Below are 23169 nucleotides of genomic sequence, written 5' to 3' on the forward strand. Positions count from 1 at the left end.
TTAAACGATGTCGCGACTTACAAACATTCTTATGGGCATTATCGGCACCGGTCTGATGATGGTTTTTGTTCTTGGCCTTGCACACAGCATTTCAACTGGTTTTGCCGGGTTTTGGGGAGGTTTGCCTTTCCTGTGTATTGCGGTCTTTGTGATTGCCTTGGCGCTTTATAATTTCTGGGAAGACGCCGTCAAAAAGGACTGAACGCATGAGTGACAGACCAGTCCTATGGCTGCCGCGCCGCGTGTCCGACGCAACCATTGCACGTGCGCGAAAGGATTATGACGTGATCCTGAACGAAGCCGATACTCCGGGCACGTCAGAAGAGATCATTGAGATGAGTTCCAAGGTAGACGCAATAATGCCCTGCCATTCGGAACACTTCTCAGCAGAGGTCGTGTCAAAGCTTGACCCGCGTTTAAAAATTGTCGCGAACCATTCTGTTGGTGTGGACCATTGCGACTTGCCGGCCTTGGCAGCAAGGGGGATCGTGGTGACAAATACACCAGATGTCCTTTCTGACGCTACGGCGGAACTTGCAATGTTGCTCATGCTTGGTGCGGCGCGACACGCTGTCCGAGGCGATCGCCTTATGCGTACAGGTACTTGGGACAGTTGGAGCCCATCTTTCATGGTCGGCAAGCAACTCACGGGTGCGCGCCTGGGCATCGTCGGGATGGGGCGCGTGGGTCGGGCATTTGCAACAAAAGCACGCGGGTTTAATATGGAAATTCACTATTTCAACCGCACCCGCCTGTCACCTGATAAGGAACAGGGGGCAATTTATCACGAAAGCGTCGATACTCTTTTGCCAGTGGCCGACTTTTTATCGCTTCACTGTCCTGCGACGCCCGAAACTCTGGACCTTATGAATGCCGAACGGCTGGCTGCGCTGCCTGACGATGCAATACTCGTCAACTCAGCTCGTGGCGCTCTTGTTGATGAAGACGCGCTGCTGCAAGCCATTGAAAGTGGAAAGCTGGCCGCCGCAGGGCTTGATTGCTTTAAGACAGAACCGGGCGGAAATCCAAAGTTCGCAGCGCACGAAAACATCTTCATGTTGCCGCATATAGGTAGCGCCACGACTAAAACCCGGGACGCCATGGGCTTTCGCGCTTTGGACAATTTAGACGCTTTCTTTGCCGGAAAAACACCGCGCGACCTTTTATAGACTAGGAAGCTGTAAGGGCAAAATTCCTTTTTTTGACCTAGGTGTGGTGGGCAATCCAAAGGCGGGTCATCCGAGGTCTGGAACGCATTGACCGCCTCGTTTTTTTAACGGGAACGGCAGATCGAAGATTCAGAACTTTGTTGCCTTTGCCCTTTTTGTCAGGTCGGTCTGACCCGATCAAAGATGCTGAGCGAGAGTACATGCTTGGGCGGTGATGATTTTTCAGAAAAATTGATCAGTATATTCGATCAATATCGGTGTAAAAGTCGGGTATCGTGAATAACAACCCATTTTAGCGGAGCACTCCGGTATGTTTCTGGATTTCGAGGAACTGACTCTGAATGTCGGCGAGCAGAAGATTTTTGTTCGTCACGGGGGCGACCCCGGCAATCCGAGCCTTTTGTTGTTGCACGGCTATCCGCAGACATCGGCCATGTGGCATGCGGTTGCCCCGCAGTTCACAGATCAGTTCCATGTCATCTGTCCCGACCTGCGCGGATATGGTCGATCGTCCAAACCCGCCTCGGATGATCAGCATACGCCTTATTCGAAGCGCGAAATGGCAAAGGACATGGTCTCGGTCATGTCTCAGATGGGACATGAGACTTTTCTGGTTGGTGCCCATGATAGAGGTGCGCGCGTCACGCATCGAATGGCTCTGGATCATCCACAGAATGTCCAGGCGATGGTCCTACTGGATATCGCTCCGACGCGTGAAATGTATCGCGACACCTCGAAGGAGTTTGCCTCCGCCTATTGGCACTGGTTCTTTCTGATTCAGAAACACCCCATCCCGGAACAGATCATCGGCAATGACCCCGCACAGTTCTGGAAACTCAAATGCTTCAATCAGGCTAAAGGTGAAAGTCCCTTTACCGCCGAGGCGCTTGACGAATACATCGCGGCCTTTAGCACACCCGAGGCCATCCATGCCACTTGCGAAGATTACCGTGCCGCTGCGACCATCGACATCGAACATGACGATCGGGACGACGGGCGGAAGATAGAACAACCGCTTATGGTCCTGTGGGCCAAGCGCGGGGTGATCGAGACCTGTTTTGACGCGATGGCGCTGTGGCAAGCGCGGGCGCACTGGGTCGAGGGAGAGGCCGTTGATGCCACGCATTACATGGCCGAAGAGATCCCAGACGAAATAGCAAGCCGAATGCGCGCATTTTTCCTGCGGCAAACCGATCAGAAGGATGCAGCCGAATGAGCAGGACGCTTTACGATAAACTGGTGGACGCACATAAGGTCTGCGACCTGCCGGACGGCGACATGCTGATCTATGTCGATTTCCATATCATGAATGAATACACCAGCCCGCAGGCCTTTTCCGGGCTGGATCAGAAAGGGCTCTCTGTCTGGCGGCCCGAGGCCCATTTGTCGGTCGTAGATCACGTGAACGCTACACGGCAGCGCGATCCGCATGATGCGGCGTCCAAGCTGCTGATCGACAATCTGGAAGCCAATTGCAAAAAGCACAACATCGCCTTTTATGGTCTGGGTGACTGCCGTCAGGGGATCGAGCATGTTGTTGTCCCCGAACAGGGGCTTGTCGCGCCAGGGATGCTGATTGCCTGCGGCGACAGCCACACCACCACCTATGGGGCCTTTGGAGCGTTGGGTTTTGGCATTGGCACGTCTGAGGTTGAACATGTGCTGGCGACGCAGACCCTGCGCTATAAGCGGCTGAAGACCATGTTGATCAGTATTGATGGCGATCTCGCCCCCGGTGTGACCGCCAAGGACGTCATCATGAAGGTGGTTCAGGTGGTCGGTGCAGGCGGCGCCAATGGCTATGCTGTCGAGTTTTCAGGCTCGGCCATCCGTGCACAGGAAATGTCTGGGCGGATGACAATCTGCAACATGGCAGTCGAGCTGGGCGGACGGGCCGCCCTGATCGGTGCCGACAAAAAGGCGCTTGAGAAAATCAAGGGCCGCGCGCATAGCGATACGCTGGATTTTGGCGGTCTGGACTGGAACGCTGACCCCGGCGCGGAATATGACACGGTGTTTGAGATTGACGCCGCCGACATTGCCCCGCTTGTCAGCTGGGGCACCAGCCCGGATCAGTCGGTTCCTGTCGACGGCTCAGTCCCTGCCGAGACCGAAGGGATGACGCCCAAGGCACGCGAGGCGCTGAACCGGGCGCTGGGCTATATGGACCTGAAAGCGGGGCAGGCGATGACCGATATTGAAATCGACAGCGCCTTTATCGGCTCATGCACCAACAGCCGTATCGAGGATCTGCGCGCCGCAGCCAAAATCCTGAATGGCAAAAAGGTTGCCGCGTCGGTGAACGCCGTCGTCGTTCCGGGCTCGACCTTTACCCGCCTGCAGGCCGAGGCTGAGGGGATCGACCGGGTGTTTATCGAAGCGGGCTTTGACTGGCGCCCGGAAAGCGGCTGTTCGATGTGCCTTGCGATGAATGACGATATCGCCATGGATGGCGAACGAATTGCGTCCTCGACCAACCGCAATTTTGAAGGTCGGCAAGGCCGCGGGGCACGCACCCATTTGATGAGCCCGGAGATGGTGGCTGCCGCCGCCATCCATGGTCGTATCGCGGATGTACGCGAATTCCTGAGTGAAGGAGTGGACTAGATGCCAAAAACTGTTCACGGGCTGGCCGCCGCCTTGCCGCTTGCCAATGTCGACACCGATGTGATCATGCCCAAACGCTTTCTGATCACGATCACGCGCGAAGGGCTGGCGGATGGCACATTCGCCGACCTGCGCTTTCACGACGACGATACGCCGCGCACGGATTTTGTGCTGAACACACATCCCTGGCACGAGGCTAGGATACTGATCGTCGGCGACAATTTTGGTTGTGGGTCCAGCCGGGAACATGCGGTCTGGGGGCTGGTTCAACTGGGTATTCAGGGCATCATCGGCACCAGCTTTGCGGGCATTTTCTACGACAACGCGCGCAAGAATGGCCTTGCCTTGCCCATCGTCAGTCCTGAGGTTCGGGATCAGTTGATGCAAGCGGCGTCCCATGAGGATGGTGCCAACTATACGATTGATATCGAAAACCGAGTCATCAGACACGGCGAGGCAAAGCTGCCGTTTGAAATGGACGACGCGACGCAAACCGCCCATCTTGAGGGCCGCGACGACACCCTGAACTCGCTGGAATTTGCGGATGCGATCCGCAAATATGAAAGCGGACTGGGAGAGCGGCAACGGGTGCGCGTCATACATTAGCCGGGGTAGTGTGACTTGGAACTTCGCCAACTTCAGTGCTTTGTGGCCGTCGCCGAAGAATTGCATTTTCGAAAGGCGGGCGAACGCCTCGGCCTTAGTCAGCCGGCCTTGTCCGACCGTATATCTGCGCTGGAACACGAGCTGGGCTTTGCTCTGTTCTTTCGAACAACTCGGCAGGTCAGCCTGACGCAAGCGGGGTCCGAATTCCTGCGCGACACCAAACGGATACTGGCGGATATCGATAAATCCGTTTCCAAAGCCCGACACACGGCCGACAGCGGGCTGAAAACGCTGCGGGTCAGCGGCGTGGACGAAGCAATCTCGATGCTGTTGCCGCCGGCGCTGATGGAATTCCGCAAACGGCAACCTTCGGTGCACGTGGACATTCTTGAGATTTCGTCTTCGGACTACCATACGCAAGAGCTTGCGAACCATCGGACCGACATTGCTTTTGTTCGCAACCCCCCAACGGAAGAATTTCTGCAGGCAGATCTTTTGTACCAGCAGGGTGCCGTTGTGGTGCTGCCCTCCGCATCCGAGCTAGCGGGCCGAGCAATGCTGTCAGCGGCGGATATCCGCGATCAGCCGATTATCGGATTTCCAAAACACGCGCGCCCGATCCTGCATGACCTGCTGTGGAACAGCTTTCGTGCCCAAGGATGGCAACCGGACATCGCCTGCGAAGTCATTGACAAATCCACCATGTTGCAGCTGGTGGCGCACGGGGTGGGCATCGGGCTGGCACCAGCTTGGATCCGCACTCTGGCACCTGCGGGTTTGAGCTGCATCCCGTATCGGACAGACAGTCAACGCATCGAACTCTACGTCGCGCGACGGGCGACGGCGAACTCGAAAATGGTGGAGGAGTTTGTGGATGTGGTTAAATACGTCTCCTCGACCCTGCACCCAGACGGCGCAGGTCAGTGACAGATTGCCGATGTGCTTCACTAAGGCACACGTCGACTAAAGTGGAGCAACTCCGGAAGCCTTGATTAACTGCGTGGTTCACCCCAAAGCTGCGCGACGAGAATGCTCAATTGGCGAATCACCGCGCCACTAGGCGGGTTTTCGCGTCTAAATCGACCACGGGTTGGAGAGCAGTTGAGCAGACCCTACATGTCCAGAAACAAGCATCTAAGACATACGCGTGAACGTAAGGAAACCGACATGAAGAAGACAGCAGTAGTATGCCTGCTTGGTGGCACGTTGCTTTTGGCAGCATGTGGAGCCCCGACAACACCAACTCAGGCTCAAGCACAAAACGACGCCCGATGTGCCGCTGGGATTTTGGGGGGTGCAGCCTTGGGTGGCGTCTTAGGCAATCAGGTTGGTTCAGGCACGGGCCAGACCCTTGCAACGGCGGCTGGTGCCGGACTTGGAATGTATGCTGGCCAGTCGGCTTGTAACTGACGAAAAGGCACAAAAAGTGGGGTGCTGGCCTTTCAAGTGCCTTTTGGTGCGCTGAAATACTGTGTCGGAGTGTCGAAAAAAAGTCGCTCCGGATTGCTGCCCGCATCGTGCCTTAAGGTAAATTAGAAAATGACAAATCCAATAATCAAGCCAACGTCTTCTGACGACATTCCAGGTCTCAAAGCCGTGCTGGACAATACAGGACTTTTCCCAAGCGAGATGCTTCCGGATATGCTGGCACCTACGTTGTCAGGGGAAACAGAAGCTCTCTGGCTTACGTGCCACTCAGACGACGAAGCCGTCGGCTTGTGCTACATCGTTCCAGAAGACCTTGCTGACGGAACCTGGAATATGCTCGCGCTCGCGGTGCGCCCAGACTTGCAAGGCAAACGTCTGGGCGCGGCCTTGGTCAAGGCCGCGGAACAGTATTTGAAAGACAAAGGGCAACGTATCTTAATCGTAGACACATCTGGCACTGACAACTTTGCACTCGCGCGCAAGTTCTATGCTCAGAATGGCTATGAGGAAGAAGCGCGCATCCGCGATTTCTGGGCGGACGGCGATGACAAGATTATCTTCCGAAAGGCCCTGTGACGCAATAGGCCCTCTGCCGCTGATATGGCAGAGGGTACCACAAGAAAGCTAGCAGCTTACGCGCCTTGCAACTTCTTCATGGTCACAGCTTGATGGATAGCACTGCTCCGAATGTGGCCAGTGATCTTAAAGTTGTTTGGCGCCCATTGAAGTCATCGGAACCTAACGCCTGGGGGCGGCCTAATCGGTTGGCTTATTCAATCCTTCAAATCGTGGGTCTGGTGCCGTAGTTTGCCCAGTCACTGCTGGCATCGGCTGCAACTGCACAGCCTGGCGAGTGTATTTTAACACTTTGATCCGATGTGGTCGAAACGCTTGAAGGGTGGATTCCATTAGGTCGAGTTCTCAGGTAATACGTATGGATGGATATCGTCGTCATTACGACCATCATCACTTCTCTTTTTGTTGTAATCGGGGTGGCGGAACCACTGGCCGCGCGATTGCGCTTGCCCTACAGCGTTATCCTCGCTGTTCTTGGGATAGTGATTGGGCTTGGCGCGGCATTCTTTCTTAACACCGACCTGACGGATGCGCTGAACCCGGGCGCGCAAGCGATTATTGACCTGCCGATCCGGTCTAACGTCTTCCTCTATGTTTTCCTGCCAACATTGCTCTTTCAGGCGACGCTTGGCATGAACCTGCGCAGGATGCTGGACGATTGGATGCCCATCCTGATGATGGCGGTTGTCGCGGTGATCGTGGCGACACTTTCCATTGGCTATGCGCTGAGTTGGGTAAGTACGCTGCCACTGGCCGCCTGTCTGTTGATCGGCGCAATTGTGTCGACAACTGACCCTTCGGCGGTTGTCAGCATTTTTCGATCGATCTCCGCACCGCGCAGGCTATCGCGAATTATCGAAGGCGAAAGCCTCCTTAACGATGCCGCTGCCATTGCTCTTTTCGGACTATTCATGAGCTTTGTCATGCTCGGAAGGCCCGACCCATTGCTAAGTGAAGCTGTGGGGCAATTTCCGCTGCTAATCGCAGGAGGTGCTTTCACCGGTTGGCTCATGGCGCGCATGGCTGTTTGGGTGATGGCGTTCGTCGACCGCTGGGATATGGCACAAATTTCTATTTCCGTTGCACTGCCTTATCTCGCGTATATCGTTGCAGAACAAAGCATCGGGGCTTCTGGTGTTATCGCCGTGGTGGCCGCAGGTCTTACGCTTAACCTCACGGGTCCCGGTCGTTTGTCACCGGCCGGTTGGACAAATCTTCAAGAAGTATGGGACCTGCTGGCACATTGGGCGGGCGCGCTGATCTTTATTCTTGCGGCATTGCTGATTCCGAGACTGTTGGAAGGGGTGCAGCCGTCTGACTTCGGTCTGTTGGCCGTCGTGGTTCTTGCTGCAGTATTTGCACGGGCGGCGGTTCTGTTCGGCTTGTTGCCATTGCTCACGACAATCGGTCTGTCGCCAGCTGTTGAACGCCCCTATCGCACCGCGATGCTGTGGGGTGGACTGCGGGGAGCCGTGACACTGGCGTTGGCGCTGGCAGTCACCGAAAGCACGCATATCCCGCTGGAGACCAAGCGACTGGTCGGCATCCTGGCCACTGGCTTTACGCTGTTTACACTGATTGTGCAGGGAACAACCTTGCGCGCAGTGATCACAAAACTGGGGCTCGATAGGCTCTCTCCGCTTGATACGGCACTGTCACGCCAAGTGGTCGCCGTCGCCTTGCAATCGGTGCGCGAGGACGTGTCCCGCATTGCAGAAAACTACGACTTGACCCACGATATCGTCAGAAACGAAGCCAAACAGTTCAGTGAACGCCTCGACGAGGCCGTAAACGCGGCTGAAGACAGCGCGCAGATTCTTGATCGTGATCGGATCACACTTGGCCTTATTGCGCTGGCTGGGGCAGAGCGGGATTCCGTATTGGCCCGGATGCGAGAGCGCACCACGTCATCTGTGCTGAGTGAGAAGATTCTGTCCGACGCGGATCGCCTCATAGAAGGCGCACGGACCGGAGGGCGGCTCGGCTATCAGCGCGCGTCTAACCGGTCCGTCGTTTACGGCAGGTCTTTCCGGATCGCCGTTTTTTTGCACAACCGGCTTCGAATCTCGTTTCCACTCACGCGTATTACAACGGATCGGTTTGAAAGACTGCTCATGCAGCGACTGATCCTGCGGGACCTTGATGGGTTCGTCCGTGGGCGCATACGTCGAATCCACGGCCGCCGGGTTGCGGAATTGCTTGACGACCTGTTGGCGCGTCGATCCGAGGCGGTTGAGGCAGCGCTTGACGGATTGCGGCTCCAATATCCAGGCTACGCCGAAAAGCTGGAGCGGCGGTTCATCCGGCGAACGGCGCTCCGGCTGGAAGAGCGTGAATACGCGGTCATGCGCGAGGACGGCCTTGTGGGCGAAGAGCTCTATTCGGTGTTGATGCAGGAAGTGGCGGCGCGACGTGCTTTGTCTGAAGGGCGTCCGGTACTGGACATTGCCCTTAAAGGACGGGATCTGGTCCGGCAGTTTCCACTATTTTCTGATCTCGACAAAGCGTCACTGAGGAAACTCAGCAGAGCATTGCGAACCCGATATGCCAACGCGGGTGACACGATCATTTCCAAAGACGAATTCGCGGGGAGTGTATTCTTTATCGCTTCTGGGGCAGTCGAAGTGGAACTCGGCAGACATACTACGCGGTTAGGTCGTGGTGAAATGTTTGGGCAATTGGCCATGCTGTTGAAACGGCCCCGTCGCGTAAACGTGCGGGCATTGGCCCCCTCGACACTGCTAATGCTCGACGAAGCGCGTTTCCGGCGATTGCTCCGGCGCAGTGAGGCAATGCGGAATTCTGTCAAGATGAGCGCAAACAAACGCATGATCGACCCCGCAGTGTTGGATCTGGATGAGCCCGTAGGATCTTCTGAACAAGGGCCCAATTCCTGATAGGCCATCAATGGAAGGAGATTGCGACCCATTCTAGCCGTTTGTAGCCGGTTATTTTTTGCTGGGTTGCGGACGGTAAAACTAGCTATTCGCCGCGTGCGTAAAAAAGGCTGCACGGACACAAACTGTGCGATTGCCGTTACAAAATCTGCACAAATACCTAACGAAAACACAAAGCTTCAGCTTCGGCCGTTTCATGCGGATATCTGAGATTCAACTGACGGATTTTTCAGCAATTAGCTTCAATGCATCACTCACATCGGTCGTATGCTCACCTCCTGTGATCCTCTCTAAAACGGCACTTAGATCAAAGTCGGCACTTTGCGCTTGTTCAAAACGATTGCATTGCTTGATGTAATCTACCGAGACGCGTAGCTCGAGCATTCCTGCCTTCTGCCGCCTCGCAGATTTCAAAGCCTCACGAAACTCTTGTTCGGCCACTTCATTCTCGCACAGCGCAAGCGCATAGACCCGATCCGTCTCAGATTGGGCCCATCCTTCATTGGTTTGATTTTGGAATTCACGTGCCTGAGCCAAAAAGCTCAAGGCACCTTCCCGATCACCGGTTTTAAGTGTGAGTTCGGCAATCAGAGTAAGAAAGAACGGCTTATAGTTTCCCGCCCCGCTTACCCTCCAAGCTTCTGAAGCTTTCAGTAACGCAAGGATCGTTTCCTGGTTTGGCGAAAGATACGCATTCACCCAGCTTCGCCAGAGGGTCGCAGTCAAGGACATGAACGTGAATGAGTGTTTGATTGAAAGCGCCTCAAGCTTTTCAACAGCCCCGAGTACGTTTTCAGGTTCACGTCTCATTAGGTAAAGCATGCACAGATAGGTCAGCGACTGCGCAATGCTGTGGGCATGCTCAAGTTCTTCTGCGCCCGCCACCGCTTGCGTCTGAACTTCAAGAGCGTTGTCTGGATCCCCGCGCATCCACATGGCCAAACTTAAAAAGCACGAAGTGATGGCCGCATGGTCCGACCCGTAAATGTACGCGAGGTGGCCATCACGTTTCCGGCTGTAGAGTTCTAACGCCTTGTTCAAATGCTCGTATGCTGAGGCCAATTCCCCGATATGAAACAACACGGCGCCCATGGCGCGATGTGCCACCATTTGGTGCTGCGTCTCGCGTGTTGTAGTCGCCAATTCCAGCAATTGCGTGGCAACGTTCTTGGCCAAATCATACTCGGCGCGCACCAAATGAAAGGAATACAAACCGTTCAGAACCGGGAACAGATGATCGGTTTCTTCAACGCGTTCGCACAAGTCGCGGATCCTTGCGTAGACCGAGCCGGTCTCATCCGCAGCAATTCCTGAGGTTGATCGTAGAACGCCTGCTTTCAGAACCTGAATCTCAATTTCTTTGCGGTCTCGCTCAGTGCTTTGTTCCAGTTCACTCAACTGTTCGATCGCCAGGGAAAGCTGCGTGTTCGCCTCTGTATTCGCGGATCGTTGGACAGCACGCTGACCGGCAAGATACCGGTAATTGACGGCCTCCTTACGCATGCCAGCCATAGTGTAATGATGGGCCAGCACTTCTGGGCTGGCATCACCCGTGTGCGTCGAAGTGTCATCAAGTTGTTGCGCTACGCGAGAGTGCAGAACGCGACGTTCCCGCTTTAATAGGCTGTTGTAGGCAGTGTCACGAATGAGGGCATGACAGTAGCTGAAGGTTTCAAAATCTTCGGCGCGAGAAACGGTAACAATGCCTGCTTCTACCAATAGTTCCAGGTTCGCACGCAGCGCTTTATCGCCAATATCGGCCACTTTAGAGATCAAAGGATAGGTGAATTGAGGCCCGATTACGGCCCCTATCTGGGCCACCTCTTTGGCAGAGCTCAAACGATCAAGGCGCGCCATAAGTGCATCATGTAACGTGCTGGGAACCGAGTTGGCCGGAGAGGCCCCACCCATCGTATAAGTGTCTCGGCCCTTGGTCAGAATGCCCGATTCAAGGAGATCTTTGGTCACTTCCTCTATGTATAACGGCACTCCGTCAGATCTTGCCGCGACCGCGTCGTACATCTCGTCCGAGATCACCTCACCTTTTGCGACTTCGTCCACAATGCTCTTCACCTCTTGAAAATCCAACTGCTTCAAAACAACTTTCGTGAGGTTCGATTGCAGCGTCCAGCCAGGGTCGTACTCGGGCCTGAATGTCATGACGACCAGAACCGGAAGGTCTCGAATTCGCTCCACTATTCGGTCCAAAAGCAGCTTGGTCGTTGGATCAATCCAATGCGCATCTTCAAACAAGAATAGAACCGGCTGCTCCCTTGCTTCCGACGTGAGATTGCCTAGCAGCAGGTCTAATGACTGATCCATGAGTTGCTGAGGCGTCAGGTTCAGGGGCCCCAATTGATCCTCGAATGGGATGGACAGAAGGGACGCGGCCAGCTGCAATGCATCGTTGGATTCATCGCCCAGAACAGCACGGATTTTTTCAAGCTTTGCCTCGTTCGAGTCTTCGGAACGGAGCTTGGCGACATTCTCAAGTTGTCGAATGACAGGATAGAACGCAGTCGCAAAATGGTAGGGAGAACACTGATATCGCATCTGCGTGCCGGGCAAGTCCGAAGATTTTTGCCTGAATTCTTCCACCAGCCGTGACTTGCCAATTCCTGGCTCACCCGACACCAACACAACCTGCCCGTGACCACCGCTGGCAAGCGTCCATTTGTCATTGAGGGTCTCTAATTCTGCGGAGCGACCCACCAACGGCTTAAGCAACACATCATCTATTGCCAAAAAACGGCTGACGGTTTGCCGCTCACCCGTCACCTGCCAAGCTTCGACCTCTTTAGCAAAACCCTTGAGCTTGAACGCGCCTCGGAGAACGTATTCGAAGGTATCACCGGCCAACTGATGCGTGCTGGGGGCGACGATCATCGTTCCTGGATCCGCCATTGCCTGAAGGCGCGCGGCCAGGTTCGGTGTCTCACCCATCGCCGTCCCGTCCTCAAACATGTTTTCGCCACGCAGATCACCGACGACAACCAATCCGGTCGCAACTCCGATACGGACGTTAAGTTTCGCGTGGGTGCGAATTTTCGGCATTTCATTCATAATGCGCAGGCCCGCCCGAATTGCCCGCTCTGGATCATCTTCATGCGCGTGGGGAAATCCAAAAAAGACCATAATCCCATCGCCGTAATAGCTGGCAATATGGCCATCAAACGCAGCAACCGACGCAGCACATGTTTCTTTGAAAAGTCGAAGAACATCGGCCAGATCTTCCGGATCGACGCGTTGTGAAATTTCCGTTGATCCGACCAAATCGATGAACATGACGGTAAGCTGTCGCCGTTCCGCGATGATCTCGGGGCCGGTACCGGTGTTGTGTGGGTCAAGGTCTGCCTCTGCATCGAAGCGAACAGCCTTCATGAAACGCCGCCTTGGTCCGAGGGGGAGGCCGATTGTCACAAGGTCATCGTCTGTTAGCTCAGAAAGATCACCATGTTCGATTTCGTGTTCTGCAAAGGCAGCAGCATACTTGGACAAACCATGTTTTTTTAGCCAAGACGCTATATCGGACATCTACATTTTTGCTTGCTGTTTCAGCAGAACTATCGCCTGCGCCCTACCAGCATGCTTTCCTTTGTTGGTTTGACCCGTCGTGCAAACGGTGTTTTCTGATCATGTTCCACTCAATGAAGGACTCTGTTTCAAAGTAGGTCAAGGATTTCATTGGCGTATTGGACGTTAAGCCGTGTATGGCAACGATAGACTTAGATTGGCGGCCTTGGCAAAATCAACATCGCTTGATGCCATAGAACCCGATCTGTGCTCACACGACGGCGACAGATCTTTTCCGGTTCATGTTTCCCAAGATGGCTTTGCGCCAATCTCTGCGATCAGAAAGTCCATGAACACCCGCACTTTGGGGGATAGCACGTTGGACTTGGGATAGATCAACCACAAGACATTGTCCTCTGCGGCTTCAAAGTTCGGCAGAACCTGTGTCAGCCGGCCTGACTTCAGGTGCTCATGCACACTCCATAACGCGTTCAATGAAATACCGGCCCCAGCCAGCGTGGCGCAGACCTGGCTTTGGCCGTCGTCGATAATCAATTGACCTTTGGCAGATGCGAGGTCGAATACAGCACGTTCGCCTGCCGGGCCTGTCAGCAGGCGCGGATGACGGTTTTGGAAGGCGATCAGATGGTGGTTTGCCAGTTCGGCGGGCGTATTGGGGGTTCCGTGCGTTTCAAGATAGTGCGGCGCGGCGCACAGGATGCGCCGGTCATCGGCCAATTTGCGGCCTTTCAAGCTGGTGTCCACAAGCGGAGCGTTTCTAAGTGCAAGGTCAAAGCTGCCTTCGATCAGGTCGAACTGAACATCAGAAAGGCGCAAGTCCAGTGTGAGATCAGGGTGCTGTTGAAGAAACCTCGGTAGGATCGGCGCGATGTAGAGTTGGGCAAAGCTGCTTGGCGCAGCAAAGCGCAATGTGCCCCGGATCGTTGTCGTCTGCTTGCCCAGGGCCGCAAGCGCGGCTTCTTCCTGCGCGATGATCTCGCGGGCGAAGGGCAGGAAATCGACCCCTTCGACAGACAGCGACACTTTGCGGGTCGTTCGGTGCAATAGTTCAGAGCGCAGGCTCTGTTCCAACTTGGCAAGCTTTGCGCTGGAGACAGCTGGGGCCATGCCCAACGTGCGCCCCGCAGCACTGATGTTGAGCATTTCTGCCGCCCTTACAAACAGTCGGAGCGCATCTGTATCAAGGCTCATTATATCCAAAACCCGAATTATAAATCCTGATATTGGCAGTTTATCTGCAATTTGATCGACATTAAATCCCTTTCGTAGACGCAAAAGGGACTAGGCAGGAGGCGCAGATGACACGGACAGCCACAGTCAACTACCATGTTCACAAGCCCTATCGGCAAGCTTTTGAACTTGATTCAGGTGGGGTCGCGGGCAACCTGATTTCCCCAGAACTGGCTCCAACGACTGTTGCGCTGGCGGATACCCGCACGAAGGCAACGTCAGTCACATTTGCATCTGATGCCGTAGAATTCACATTGCTGAAATCGCAGGTCCGGGATTTTACCGGGGACTCCTGGAAACAGACATATGATGCGGAACTGACCGGGATGCTTCTGGACAGGCTGAGTGCGCAAGAGGTTGTGATTTTTGACCACACCGTTCGGGTCGACGATCCCGGTGCCACGCGCAAGCCCGCGCGCAACGTCCACAGTGACTACAGCAAGGACGGGGCTGAGCAGCGCCTTGTCGATCTGCTGGGGGCCGAGACCGCAGCTGAATGGGCGCAAGGTCACTTTGCCTTTGTCAATGTGTGGCGTCCTGTGGAACATCCGATCAATTCCGCCCCGCTGGGCTTTGTTCGCCCGTCTTCAGTTGACCCGTCTGACTGGATTCTGCTGGGCCTGATCTATCCCGACCGCAAAGGGCAAATCATGGGGCTGGTAGGAAACCCTGACCATGAATGGGTCTATCTTTCCAAGATGACGCCGGACGAGGCTGCGTTTTTCAACATCTACGACAGTCAAGGGCTACCGTCGGTGGCACATAGCGCGCTTGATATGATCGAGAATCCAAACGTCACCACCATTCGCAAGAGCATCGAGAGCCGCACTTTGGTGCGGTACTAATGGGGGGTCAGATATGTTGAATAGAATCCAGCCCACCGAGTTTGCCCAGATCAATGTTGCCTACAACCGGGTGTTTCGTCAGGGCCGGCTGAGTGTCGGCCTTGTGTTGCCGCTTGAACCCTACGCGGTCGGCGCAGAGCCGACGATGCAGGGCCACTTAGAGGCCGCGCGGAGGGCAGAGGACCTTGGGTTTGCAGCACTTTGGTTGCGCGACGTGCCTTTCAATGTTCCAAGTTTTGGTGATGCCGGACAGGTTTTCGATCCATTTGTCTATTTGGGTGCGCTGGCAACGGTGACAGACCGGATTGCGCTAGGAACGTCGAGTGTGATCCTGCCACTGCGTCACCCAGCCCATGTGGCCAAGGCGGCGGCGACCGCGGACGTGCTATCGGGTGGTCGGTTGCTCTTGGGTGTTGCTTCTGGTGACCGGCCCGAGGAGTACCCGGCTATGAGCAAGGGCTTTGACGATCGGGGGGCACGTTTCCGCGATAGTGTTGAGTACATCCGCGCAGTCGGATTGGGCTATCCCACACATGAAAGCGGGCAGGGCACACTGTCTGGCGACATTGATCTGTTGCCAAAGCCGCATGGCACGCGTTTGCCGTTGCTTATCACTGGCGGCAGCCAGCAAACCTCCGATTGGGTGGCACGGAACGGGGACGGTTGGATGACCTATCCACGCAATGCCGCAGCCCAAGGTCGGGTCATCGCGGAATATCGAACACGCACGAAGGCGGCAGGGCAACCGGACAAGCCGGTTATGCAATCGCTTTATGTCGATGTCGTTGCCGATCCCGCTGCACCTCCGCGCCCGATCCACCTTGGGTTTCAGTCCGGAACTGATTTCCTGTGCAACTATCTTCGCGAGATTGAAACCCTTGGGGTCAATCACGTGGCGCTGAACCTCAGGTTCAATCAAGCACCCATCGACACAACACTTGAACGTCTGGCAGACGTTGTGCTGCCAGGCTTTTCCTAAAGGATAAAACTGATGACCAAGACTGTTCTTATCACCGGTTCAACTGACGGCATTGGCTTGCTGACAGCAAAGAAACTGGCCGCTGACGGGCACCAAGTGCTTTTGCACGGGCGCAGCGCACCCAAATTGGAGAGCGCCGCCGCCGAAGTCGGTAGCAATGTCGAAACTTATACCGCTGATCTAAGCGATCTGTTCGCGGTTCGAAAACTGGCCGAAACCATACGCGCCAAACATGACCAACTGGATGTGTTGATCAATAACGCGGGTGTGTTGAAAGCCCCGCAAACGGCGCTTGAGAATGGACAGGACATCCGCTTTGTCGTGAATACGCTTGCCCCCTATCTGCTGACCGAATTGTTATGGCCGATCATTCCCGCCGACGGGCGCGTTGTGAACCTGTCATCGGCGGCGCAGGCACCGGTAAACGTCAAGGCAATGCAGGGCAATGTGCCGCTGACAGACATGGAGGCCTATGCCCAAAGCAAGCTGGCTATCACGATCTGGACAAGGGAATGGGCTAAATTACAACCCAATGGGCCGGTGATGGTCGCGGTGAATCCCGGGTCGCTTTTGGCCTCGAAGATGGTGAAAGAGGGCTTTGGCGTTTCAGGGAACGATATGAGTATTGGCGCTGATATACTGATGGATGCGGCCCTGGGCGGGCGGTTTGCTGACGCGTCAGGTGCCTATTTTGACAATGACAGTGGGGCCTTCGCTGATCCTCATGCCGCAGCGCTCGACAAAGAGCACGCGGCCGACGTCATGAACACAATCAAGGGCTTGATCGGAAAGACAGGCTGATCCGGGCGGCGCGGCCGCCCCAAACACACATCCACCTTTACCTCCTATCACCCCTCACGCGTGCCGCGTCGAGGCCCAAGAAAGGACTGCCTGATGAAATACGAAAACTTCCAAACTTTTGAGGTTGCCGTTGAAAAAGGTATCGCCACGGTGACATTCAATTTCGGTTCCGTGAACGTGCAAGGCCAGGAAATGTTGGCCGACCTCAACAGCCTGGCCATGCGGCTAGAGCGCGACCGCGACACCAAAGTAGTGATCTTCCAATCCGCCAACCCAGAAATCTGGGTTTGCCACTACGACACCGATCTTCTCAAAGACATGTCGACCGAGGCGGTTTCCCGCGAGGATGCACAGCTGTTGGACCTGCAATCGGTTTGCGAACGGATCAGCAAGGTGCCGCAGGCCACTATTGCTAAGCTGGAAGGGTTCGCACGCGGTGGCGGGCACGAATTGGCACTGGCGCTCGACATGCGTTTTGCCGCGCGGGGAAAGTACAAGTTCATGCAGATGGAGGTCGGTATGGGTATCCTGCCCTGCGGCGGTGGCGCGTCGCGGATGGCACGCCAAACCGGCCTTGGCAAAGCGCTTGAGATCATCCTGAGCGCGCAGGATTATGACGCGGATAATGCAGAGCGTCTGGGCACGATCAACAAGGCTTTGGAGCCGGATGAGATTGGCCCATATGTTACCGCGCTGGCCGAACGGATCGCGCAATTTCCGGCAGAGTCGATCAACGCCTGCAAGCAGATGGTCTATGAATCCATCGACAAACCCATTCATGAGGCACTGAAGGCCGAAGCCTATTGGCTTTATCAGGCCACCAGCAAAACCCCGGCTGTCAAACGGTTTGCCATCGCGGATGAACAAGGTTTGGAACACGACATCGAAAATCAGCGTAAGTGGGGCGACCTGGTTATGCAGGTGCAAGATATCAACTGAACCCCCATCAAAATAACTACGTCCAGGCGCCCGATATCTCGATGCGCGCCCCAGCGTGGTGCTAGAAAAGGAATTTCCCAATGAAAGCAATGGTTCTGAATACCTATGGACCCGACGCACAGTTTGAGCCCGCAGAAATGCCAGACCCGGTTGCGGCACCCGGACATGTGGTGGTCCAGGTGGCGGCCACCAGCGTCAACACAGTCGACACGATGATCCGAAGCATGGGGGCAGAACTGCCCCTGTCCCCCGCGCTGCCTGCCGTACTTGGCATGGATTTTGCAGGCACAGTTGTTGCATTGGGCGACGGAGTGACAAACTTTGCCCTAGGTGATGAGGTGTACGGTTGCGCCGGTGGTCTGATGGACCTTCCTGGCACTCTGGCCGAGTACATGAACGCAGACGCCCGCCTGATTGCACGCAAACCCAAATCGCTGAGTATGCGGGAAGCCGCAGCGCTGCCCCTCGTCGGTATCACCGCCTACGAAGGGTTGACCCGTGCTGGTGTAGGCGATGGGCAGACCGTGCTGGTACAGGGCGGCGCCGGAGGCGTTGGCCATGTCGCAGTGCAAATTGCCCGTCACCTTGGTGCAACCGTGTCCGCAACAGGTCGCGGCGCGGATCAGATGGCTCTGATTGAAGGGTTGAGTGCGCGTCCTTTGGATTTCACAACGCAAAAGGTTGAAGACTACGTGGCTGCGCACACTGATGGCGTGGGCTTTGATGTGGTGTTCGACAGCGTTGGTGGGCCGAACATGACAAACTCGTTCGCAGCGGCCAAGCTCAACGGCCATGTCGCCTCAACCGTTGCGATGGTCGAGATTGATTTGACGCCCGCGCATTTCAAAGGTCTGTCCCTGCACGTCGTCTTCATGCTGATCCCGATGATGCATGATGTCGGGCGGCAAACCCATGGTGACATCCTCAAGACATTGGCGAATCTGGCGGATGCAGGGGGGCTCAAACCTATTGTTGACGAACACAAGTTTGGGTGGGCCGATGTCGGCGCAGCCTATGCGCACCTGACGAGCGGAGCTGCGGTCGGGAAAGTGGTTGTAGAGTTGTAATCCGCACCTGTTGAGTTTGGTGCGCACAGGATGATCGTGCGCACCAATCTTAGGTAGCTTCCGGACAAGCGTGAAAAACACGATTGTCCTTTTGCCCCCTTCAATCGATGTCCAACATCGGCTTTGTGTGCCGACAACTTACCATCTTTACTGGCGATCTAACGCGCTTGCGAAATCCTTAGACCTCCGCCTTTCACAAGGAGGTCCACAATTGCGTCGACCCCTTTTCTGCGACGAAGGGACGAGAACAAAAACGGCCGTCCTTTGCGCATTCTTTGCGCATCACGTTCCATAACTTCTAACGAAGCACCAACATGCGGCGCTAAGTCGGTTTTGTTGATGACCAGAATGTCCGATTTCGTAATCGCCGGCCCGCCTTTGCGTGGAATTTCCTCTCCGGCGGCGACGTCAATCACATAAATTGTTAGGTCTGCGAGTTCCGGACTGAACGTAGCCGATAAATTGTCCCCGCCGCTTTCGATCAGAACCACATCAAGATCGGGATGGCGGTCTTGCATTTCGGCGACCGCAGCCAAATTAATCGAGGCGTCTTCGCGGATCGCTGTGTGTGGGCACCCACCGGTTTCCACGCCAATGATCCTGTCTTGCGGCAGGATCTGCATGCGCATCAGCGCTTCGGCATCCTCCTGCGTGTAAATGTCATTGGTGATAACGCCCACTGAGCAGGCATCGCGCAGGGCTTCGGATAACGCTGCGGTCAAAGTGGTCTTTCCGGCGCCCACCGGACCACCGATGCCAACGCGCAGGGGGCCGTTCATACTGCTCATGTTCGGAACATCCTTGAATACTGTGTTTCGTGTTTCATCGACGCGATGTCTGTCAGGAACGCGGTCGAGTTCAAATCATCCAGGCTGGCCTTTTGCGCCGTTTCGGCAATACGGGCGCATAGCGGTGTCAATTCTCGGATCACTTTCTGAGACGCGGTCTGGCCCAACGGCACAAGGCGTGTTGCGCAAGAGGCCAGATTGCTTGCAAAGGCTTGCAGAAACATCTTTGTCGTCAGCAAAAGGGGAAGGCCTTGCAAACGCGCGGCGTGGCCTAGTGAGACGGGATAGGAGTACTTTCGAAGGTCTAAATCCCAGACATTTCCAGTCACCGTCCCGAATGCCTGTCCTAGGAACTCGGTTTCCATTTTTCTTTCGGACGACGCGCAAAAGGCCCGTGCAGTAACGTCGACGCCGATAAGTTCATCTTTATCCTGCGCGTTGTATGCCGAAACAACGAACAGAGCGTCGTTCCAACCAGAACCATGTTCCAGCACATCTGAAATCCAGGCTTGGGTGCCTCGTGAATCGGTGACGGTCCCTTCGTCAATTGCGGTCTCTAGCCCGTGAGAATAGGCAAAGCCCCCTACAGGGTAAGCGGGCGACAACCATTGCGTCAGCGTCAGGATGTCGGCGTCAGTGGGCGTGGCCATGAGTCCTGCCATGGCCATAGGCCCCGCCTTCGGGGGTGAACGGTTCATGCACTTCCCGCACCGAAGCCCCGATTTTCAAAAGCATGTCTTGGATGACGTGATCGACTTGGATCAGCAGATGATCCTTTTCGATCTGACAAGGCGTGTGGCGGTTGCCGATATGCCAAGCGACGCGCGTCAGATCCGGGGCTGTTATTTCCAGCAACGCTTCGGGTGCAGCTTGTATTTCTACTTCGCGGCCGTCATCCAGAACCAAAGCGCCGCCGTGGTTCAACGACGTCGTTTGCGCCAGATCGACAAGAATCTGTTCGCCACTTTCGCAGGTCAGAACCTTGCGGCGCAAAAAACGGTCATCATAGGTCAGTGACAGGGCGTCCGCAGGCTTGCCGTGTAAATGATCAGAATATTGCCGTGCTGTACAAAGGAGGATGGTCATGCCAACGCCCCCTCTGTGGAACGGGCAGTTGTTACCAGATAGAACCCGCGAAAACGTGTTGTACGATACGGTCGCGGGACAGGCCGCGTTTGCGCAGTTCTTCGTCGCTCAGCGATTGCAGGAACTGGATTTGATCGGTGCGCGATCGTGCTTCGGCCAATCGAGCAAGAGCCGAATAGATCGACGAACCAATCGTCGAGAACAGACCGAATACGGAAAAACCGGAATGCGGTTGATTTTCTGTGTGTGCCATTGGGACCCTCGTATGCTTGCGAGACGTTGGTCCTCCCTTGCGTGATAGTATCTGTCATATTGCACTCGCTTAGTAGTGGGCAATTGGTCATGCCCGGGATGCGCTTGCTGCAATGCAGCGAAATTTTTAATCAGAACATGAAGTATCGCTGTGCCATCGGTAGAACTTCGGCTGGCTGACAGGTTAGCAATTCACCATCCGCGCGGACCTCGTAGGTTTCCGGGTCGACATCGATCTGGGGTGTTGCATTGTTCAGCAACAGATCGCGTTTGCCGATATTCCGCGTGTTGTGCACGGCGACAGTTTGCTTCGCCAAGCCCAGTGAATCACCAATCCCGTCGGTCTGTGCGGCCTCAGAGACAAATGTGATCGCCGAATGCTCGACCGAGCGGCCATAGGCCCCGAACATCGGACGGCTATAGACAGGCTGCGGTGTCGGGATTGAGGCATTGGGATCGCCCATCTGCGCGCAGGCAATCGTGCCGCCTAGCAAAACCATTTCGGGTTTCACGCCGAAAAACGCCGGGTTCCACAGCACCAGATCAGCGCGTTTGCCTTCTTCGATACTGCCGATCTGATGGCTTAGCCCATGGGCGATAGCCGGGTTGATGGTGTATTTCGCGATGTACCGGCGGACGCGCAGGTTGTCGTTGTCCCCGGTTTCCTCGGGCAGCCGGCCCCGTTGTTTCTTCATCTTATCAGCCGTTTGCCATGTACGGATCAGCACCTCGCCCACACGGCCCATGGCCTGACTGTCGGAGGCGATGATGCTGAACGCGCCCATGTCGTGCAGGATATCTTCGGCGGCAATGGTCTCGCGCCGGATACGGCTTTCGGCAAAGGCCACGTCCTCGGGGATCGATTTATCGAGATGATGGCAGACCATCAGCATATCCAGATGCTCTTCGACCGTATTCACGGTGAACGGTCGCGTCGGGTTGGTCGAGGACGGCAGAACATGGTTCTCACCGCAGATTTTGATGATATCTGGGGCGTGACCACCACCTGCGCCTTCGGTGTGGAAGGCGTGGATGGTGCGACCTTTCATGGCAGCCACGGTATTCTCGACAAATCCGGATTCGTTCAGCGTATCGGTGTGGATCATCACCTGAACATCCATCGCATCGGCCACTGACAGGCAGCAGTCGATGGCGGCAGGGGTCGTTCCCCAATCCTCGTGTAGTTTCAGCGCGCAGGCCCCTGCCTTGACCTGCTCCTCCAGCGCCGAGGGTAGCGAGGCATTGCCCTTGCCCGCAAAGGCAAGGTTCATCGGAAAGGCATCCGCAGCTTGCAACATCCGACCGATATGCCAAGGGCCGGGGGTGCAAGTGGTCGCCAAAGTACCATGTGCCGGGCCGGTACCACCGCCAAGCATTGTCGTCAGGCCGGAATGCAAGGCGTCTTCGATCTGTTGTGGGCAGATAAAGTGGATATGGCTGTCGAACCCACCCGCCGTCAGGATGCGGCCCTCGCCTGCAATTGCCTCGGTTCCTGGGCCAATGATAATGTCCACGCCAGGCTGCGTATCCGGGTTTCCGGCTTTGCCGATCTTGGCGATACGCCCGTCCTTCAGCCCCACATCCGCTTTGTAAATTCCGGAATGATCTACAATCAGTGCGTTGGTGATGACCGTGTCAACGGCCCCCTCGGCGCGTGTGGCCTGAGATTGGCCCATCCCGTCGCGAATGACTTTGCCACCGCCGAACTTGACCTCTTCTCCATACACATCTTCGCGGTGCCCGGTTTCGCTGAACCGTGCAGCTGTTGCGCGTTCCACGATCAGATCTTTTTCAACCTCTATGATCAGATCGGTATCCGCCAATCGTACTTTGTCGCCGACCGTTGGGCCGAACATAGAGGCATAATCACCCCGACTGATCTTGCCCGGCATCTTTTAAAGCCCCCATGATGTGCATATTGAAACCGTAGATGTGCCGGCGCCCCTCAAATGGCACCAACATAACCTCGCGAATTTGGCCCGGTTCAAAACGCACAGCGGTGCCTGCGGGGATGTCCAGCCGCATCCCCAAGGCCGCGTAGCGACCAAAATCCAAGGCAGAGTTTGCTTCGGCAAAGTGGTAGTGGCTACCGACCTGAACTGGCCGATCACCAGTATTGGCGACAACAACAAGACGGCTGCTGCGACCGGCGTTGAGCGTCAGTGACCCGTCGGCAGGTATGATCTCACCTGGGATCATTTCGGCAGCTTCAAGATCACGGTGATGGCGATGACGGCGATCAAGGCCAACCCAGCTGCCAACGCGGCGTAATCGCTGCCGTGTGCATGAACATGAGTGTCCGTGTGGGCCATGGCCGGACCAGCCAGAATAAGAGCGGGAAAGAGCATGCGGTTCATTTGTATCT

General features: G+C 55.6%; 23 protein-coding genes. 14 read left to right on the top strand and 9 right to left on the bottom strand.

The genetic code is table 11. The features are described from left to right. Positions 1–7: 7 nt before the first annotated feature. From ACR0B8_RS15790 to ACR0B8_RS15830, 9 genes are all read left to right on the top strand, one after another. On the top strand, positions 8–202 hold the full coding sequence (locus ACR0B8_RS15790; protein WP_170350800.1) for a hypothetical protein: 195 nt from the start codon (positions 8–10) through the stop codon (positions 200–202). A 4-nt stretch (positions 203–206) separates the two neighbouring features. Next, entirely contained in the window at positions 207–1169 is a 963-nt protein-coding gene (locus tag ACR0B8_RS15795) for a 2-hydroxyacid dehydrogenase (protein ID WP_170362143.1), read from the top strand. Positions 1170–1479: 310 nt separating this feature from the next. Beyond that, on the top strand, positions 1480–2385 hold the full coding sequence (locus ACR0B8_RS15800; protein ID WP_226689610.1) for an alpha/beta fold hydrolase: 906 nt from the start codon (positions 1480–1482) through the stop codon (positions 2383–2385). Continuing rightward, positions 2382–3776, top strand: coding sequence for a 3-isopropylmalate dehydratase large subunit (gene leuC, locus ACR0B8_RS15805; protein WP_480658977.1), 1395 nt, complete (start codon positions 2382–2384; stop codon positions 3774–3776). Before ACR0B8_RS15800 ends, leuC begins: the two co-directional genes overlap by 4 nt. Next, positions 3777–4382, top strand: a complete 606-nt coding sequence (gene leuD / locus ACR0B8_RS15810) for a 3-isopropylmalate dehydratase small subunit (protein ID WP_226689612.1) — start codon at positions 3777–3779, stop codon at positions 4380–4382. A gap of 15 nt (positions 4383–4397) precedes the next feature. Next, the gene (locus ACR0B8_RS15815) at positions 4398–5309 is read left to right on the top strand and encodes a LysR family transcriptional regulator (RefSeq protein WP_480658979.1); all 912 of its coding nucleotides are present in this window, start codon (positions 4398–4400) and stop codon (positions 5307–5309) included. 240 nt (positions 5310–5549) lie between these two features. Beyond that, positions 5550–5792: a glycine zipper 2TM domain-containing protein gene (locus ACR0B8_RS15820; protein WP_170350802.1), complete on the top strand. Its 243-nt coding sequence runs from the start codon at positions 5550–5552 to the stop codon at positions 5790–5792. 129 nt (positions 5793–5921) lie between these two features. Beyond that, positions 5922–6386, top strand: coding sequence for a GNAT family N-acetyltransferase (locus ACR0B8_RS15825; RefSeq protein ID WP_170362021.1), 465 nt, complete (start codon positions 5922–5924; stop codon positions 6384–6386). Positions 6387–6748: 362 nt separating this feature from the next. Then, positions 6749–9283 carry a cation:proton antiporter gene (locus ACR0B8_RS15830; protein ID WP_170552935.1) on the top strand — a complete coding sequence of 845 codons (2535 nt, stop codon included), beginning with the start codon at positions 6749–6751 and terminating at the stop codon, positions 9281–9283. Positions 9284–9496: 213 nt separating this feature from the next. On the opposite strand, the gene ACR0B8_RS15835 is transcribed toward ACR0B8_RS15830, so the two are convergent. Both ACR0B8_RS15835 and ACR0B8_RS15840 read right to left on the bottom strand, forming a co-directional pair. After that, a complete protein-coding gene (locus ACR0B8_RS15835; RefSeq protein ID WP_226689615.1) occupies positions 9497–12817 on the bottom strand; it encodes an ATP-binding protein in 3321 nt (1106 codons plus the stop codon). A 279-nt stretch (positions 12818–13096) separates the two neighbouring features. Continuing rightward, positions 13097–14008, bottom strand: coding sequence for a LysR family transcriptional regulator (locus ACR0B8_RS15840; RefSeq protein ID WP_170362024.1), 912 nt, complete (start codon positions 14006–14008; stop codon positions 13097–13099). Between the two features lie 107 nt (positions 14009–14115). Here ACR0B8_RS15840 and ACR0B8_RS15845 point away from each other — a divergent pair, with 107 nt between their 5' ends. From ACR0B8_RS15845 to ACR0B8_RS15865, 5 genes are all read left to right on the top strand, one after another. Next, positions 14116–14892 (top strand): CmcJ/NvfI family oxidoreductase, encoded by a 777-nt coding sequence (locus tag ACR0B8_RS15845; RefSeq protein WP_480658982.1) that lies wholly within the window; start codon positions 14116–14118, stop codon positions 14890–14892. A 13-nt stretch (positions 14893–14905) separates the two neighbouring features. Continuing rightward, complete coding sequence (locus ACR0B8_RS15850) at positions 14906–15871, top strand: LLM class oxidoreductase (protein WP_226689617.1); 966 nt, start codon at positions 14906–14908, stop codon at positions 15869–15871. Between the two features lie 12 nt (positions 15872–15883). Beyond that, the gene (locus ACR0B8_RS15855; RefSeq protein WP_226689618.1) at positions 15884–16672 is read left to right on the top strand and encodes an SDR family NAD(P)-dependent oxidoreductase; all 789 of its coding nucleotides are present in this window, start codon (positions 15884–15886) and stop codon (positions 16670–16672) included. A gap of 93 nt (positions 16673–16765) precedes the next feature. Continuing rightward, complete coding sequence (locus ACR0B8_RS15860) at positions 16766–17611, top strand: enoyl-CoA hydratase/isomerase family protein (RefSeq protein WP_170362028.1); 846 nt, start codon at positions 16766–16768, stop codon at positions 17609–17611. 80 nt (positions 17612–17691) lie between these two features. Continuing rightward, a complete protein-coding gene (locus tag ACR0B8_RS15865) occupies positions 17692–18678 on the top strand; it encodes a zinc-dependent alcohol dehydrogenase family protein (RefSeq protein WP_170362029.1) in 987 nt (328 codons plus the stop codon). Between the two features lie 158 nt (positions 18679–18836). Here the strand turns inward: ACR0B8_RS15865 and ureG are convergent, their stop codons facing one another. From ureG to ACR0B8_RS15900, 7 genes are all read right to left on the bottom strand, one after another. Then, the gene (ureG, locus tag ACR0B8_RS15870; RefSeq protein ID WP_170362030.1) at positions 18837–19466 is read right to left on the bottom strand and encodes an urease accessory protein UreG; all 630 of its coding nucleotides are present in this window, start codon (positions 19464–19466) and stop codon (positions 18837–18839) included. Next, the gene (locus ACR0B8_RS15875; protein ID WP_254437270.1) at positions 19463–20128 is read right to left on the bottom strand and encodes an urease accessory protein UreF; all 666 of its coding nucleotides are present in this window, start codon (positions 20126–20128) and stop codon (positions 19463–19465) included. The genes ureG and ACR0B8_RS15875 overlap by 4 nt, the downstream gene beginning before the upstream one ends. Continuing rightward, complete coding sequence (locus ACR0B8_RS15880; RefSeq protein WP_226689619.1) at positions 20100–20552, bottom strand: urease accessory protein UreE; 453 nt, start codon at positions 20550–20552, stop codon at positions 20100–20102. The genes ACR0B8_RS15875 and ACR0B8_RS15880 overlap by 29 nt, the downstream gene beginning before the upstream one ends. Before the next feature lie 31 nt (positions 20553–20583). After that, positions 20584–20805 carry a DUF1127 domain-containing protein gene (locus ACR0B8_RS15885; protein ID WP_170350815.1) on the bottom strand — a complete coding sequence of 74 codons (222 nt, stop codon included), beginning with the start codon at positions 20803–20805 and terminating at the stop codon, positions 20584–20586. A 130-nt stretch (positions 20806–20935) separates the two neighbouring features. Continuing rightward, complete coding sequence (gene ureC, locus ACR0B8_RS15890) at positions 20936–22696, bottom strand: urease subunit alpha (protein WP_170362031.1); 1761 nt, start codon at positions 22694–22696, stop codon at positions 20936–20938. After that, entirely contained in the window at positions 22671–23003 is a 333-nt protein-coding gene (locus ACR0B8_RS15895; RefSeq protein ID WP_226689620.1) for an urease subunit beta, read from the bottom strand. The genes ureC and ACR0B8_RS15895 overlap by 26 nt, the downstream gene beginning before the upstream one ends. Then, positions 23000–23161: a hypothetical protein gene (locus ACR0B8_RS15900; RefSeq protein ID WP_170350818.1), complete on the bottom strand. Its 162-nt coding sequence runs from the start codon at positions 23159–23161 to the stop codon at positions 23000–23002. The genes ACR0B8_RS15895 and ACR0B8_RS15900 overlap by 4 nt, the downstream gene beginning before the upstream one ends. Positions 23162–23169: the final 8 nt, after the last annotated feature.

This window comes from Ruegeria sp. BH6 (assembly GCF_056538105.1).

What these genes read in the sequence shown, in the direction of transcription:
- ACR0B8_RS15790 (WP_170350800.1), top strand. Translation starts at nt 8, where the DNA reads ATGTCGCGACTTACAAACATTCTTATGGGCATTATCGGCACCGGTCTG.
- ACR0B8_RS15795 (WP_170362143.1), top strand. Translation starts at nt 207, where the DNA reads ATGAGTGACAGACCAGTCCTATGGCTGCCGCGCCGCGTGTCCGACGCA.
- ACR0B8_RS15800 (WP_226689610.1), top strand. Translation starts at nt 1,480, where the DNA reads ATGTTTCTGGATTTCGAGGAACTGACTCTGAATGTCGGCGAGCAGAAG.
- leuC (WP_480658977.1), top strand. Translation starts at nt 2,382, where the DNA reads ATGAGCAGGACGCTTTACGATAAACTGGTGGACGCACATAAGGTCTGC.
- leuD (WP_226689612.1), top strand. Translation starts at nt 3,777, where the DNA reads ATGCCAAAAACTGTTCACGGGCTGGCCGCCGCCTTGCCGCTTGCCAAT.
- ACR0B8_RS15820 (WP_170350802.1), top strand. Translation starts at nt 5,550, where the DNA reads ATGAAGAAGACAGCAGTAGTATGCCTGCTTGGTGGCACGTTGCTTTTG.
- ACR0B8_RS15825 (WP_170362021.1), top strand. Translation starts at nt 5,922, where the DNA reads ATGACAAATCCAATAATCAAGCCAACGTCTTCTGACGACATTCCAGGT.
- ACR0B8_RS15830 (WP_170552935.1), top strand. Translation starts at nt 6,749, where the DNA reads ATGGATATCGTCGTCATTACGACCATCATCACTTCTCTTTTTGTTGTA.
- ACR0B8_RS15835 (WP_226689615.1), bottom strand. Translation starts at nt 12,817, where the DNA reads ATGTCCGATATAGCGTCTTGGCTAAAAAAACATGGTTTGTCCAAGTAT.
- ACR0B8_RS15840 (WP_170362024.1), bottom strand. Translation starts at nt 14,008, where the DNA reads ATGAGCCTTGATACAGATGCGCTCCGACTGTTTGTAAGGGCGGCAGAA.
- ACR0B8_RS15845 (WP_480658982.1), top strand. Translation starts at nt 14,116, where the DNA reads ATGACACGGACAGCCACAGTCAACTACCATGTTCACAAGCCCTATCGG.
- ACR0B8_RS15850 (WP_226689617.1), top strand. Translation starts at nt 14,906, where the DNA reads ATGTTGAATAGAATCCAGCCCACCGAGTTTGCCCAGATCAATGTTGCC.
- ACR0B8_RS15855 (WP_226689618.1), top strand. Translation starts at nt 15,884, where the DNA reads ATGACCAAGACTGTTCTTATCACCGGTTCAACTGACGGCATTGGCTTG.
- ACR0B8_RS15860 (WP_170362028.1), top strand. Translation starts at nt 16,766, where the DNA reads ATGAAATACGAAAACTTCCAAACTTTTGAGGTTGCCGTTGAAAAAGGT.
- ACR0B8_RS15865 (WP_170362029.1), top strand. Translation starts at nt 17,692, where the DNA reads ATGAAAGCAATGGTTCTGAATACCTATGGACCCGACGCACAGTTTGAG.
- ureG (WP_170362030.1), bottom strand. Translation starts at nt 19,466, where the DNA reads ATGAGCAGTATGAACGGCCCCCTGCGCGTTGGCATCGGTGGTCCGGTG.
- ACR0B8_RS15875 (WP_254437270.1), bottom strand. Translation starts at nt 20,128, where the DNA reads ATGGCAGGACTCATGGCCACGCCCACTGACGCCGACATCCTGACGCTG.
- ACR0B8_RS15880 (WP_226689619.1), bottom strand. Translation starts at nt 20,552, where the DNA reads ATGACCATCCTCCTTTGTACAGCACGGCAATATTCTGATCATTTACAC.
- ACR0B8_RS15885 (WP_170350815.1), bottom strand. Translation starts at nt 20,805, where the DNA reads ATGGCACACACAGAAAATCAACCGCATTCCGGTTTTTCCGTATTCGGT.
- ureC (WP_170362031.1), bottom strand. Translation starts at nt 22,696, where the DNA reads ATGCCGGGCAAGATCAGTCGGGGTGATTATGCCTCTATGTTCGGCCCA.
- ACR0B8_RS15895 (WP_226689620.1), bottom strand. Translation starts at nt 23,003, where the DNA reads ATGATCCCAGGTGAGATCATACCTGCCGACGGGTCACTGACGCTCAAC.
- ACR0B8_RS15900 (WP_170350818.1), bottom strand. Translation starts at nt 23,161, where the DNA reads ATGAACCGCATGCTCTTTCCCGCTCTTATTCTGGCTGGTCCGGCCATG.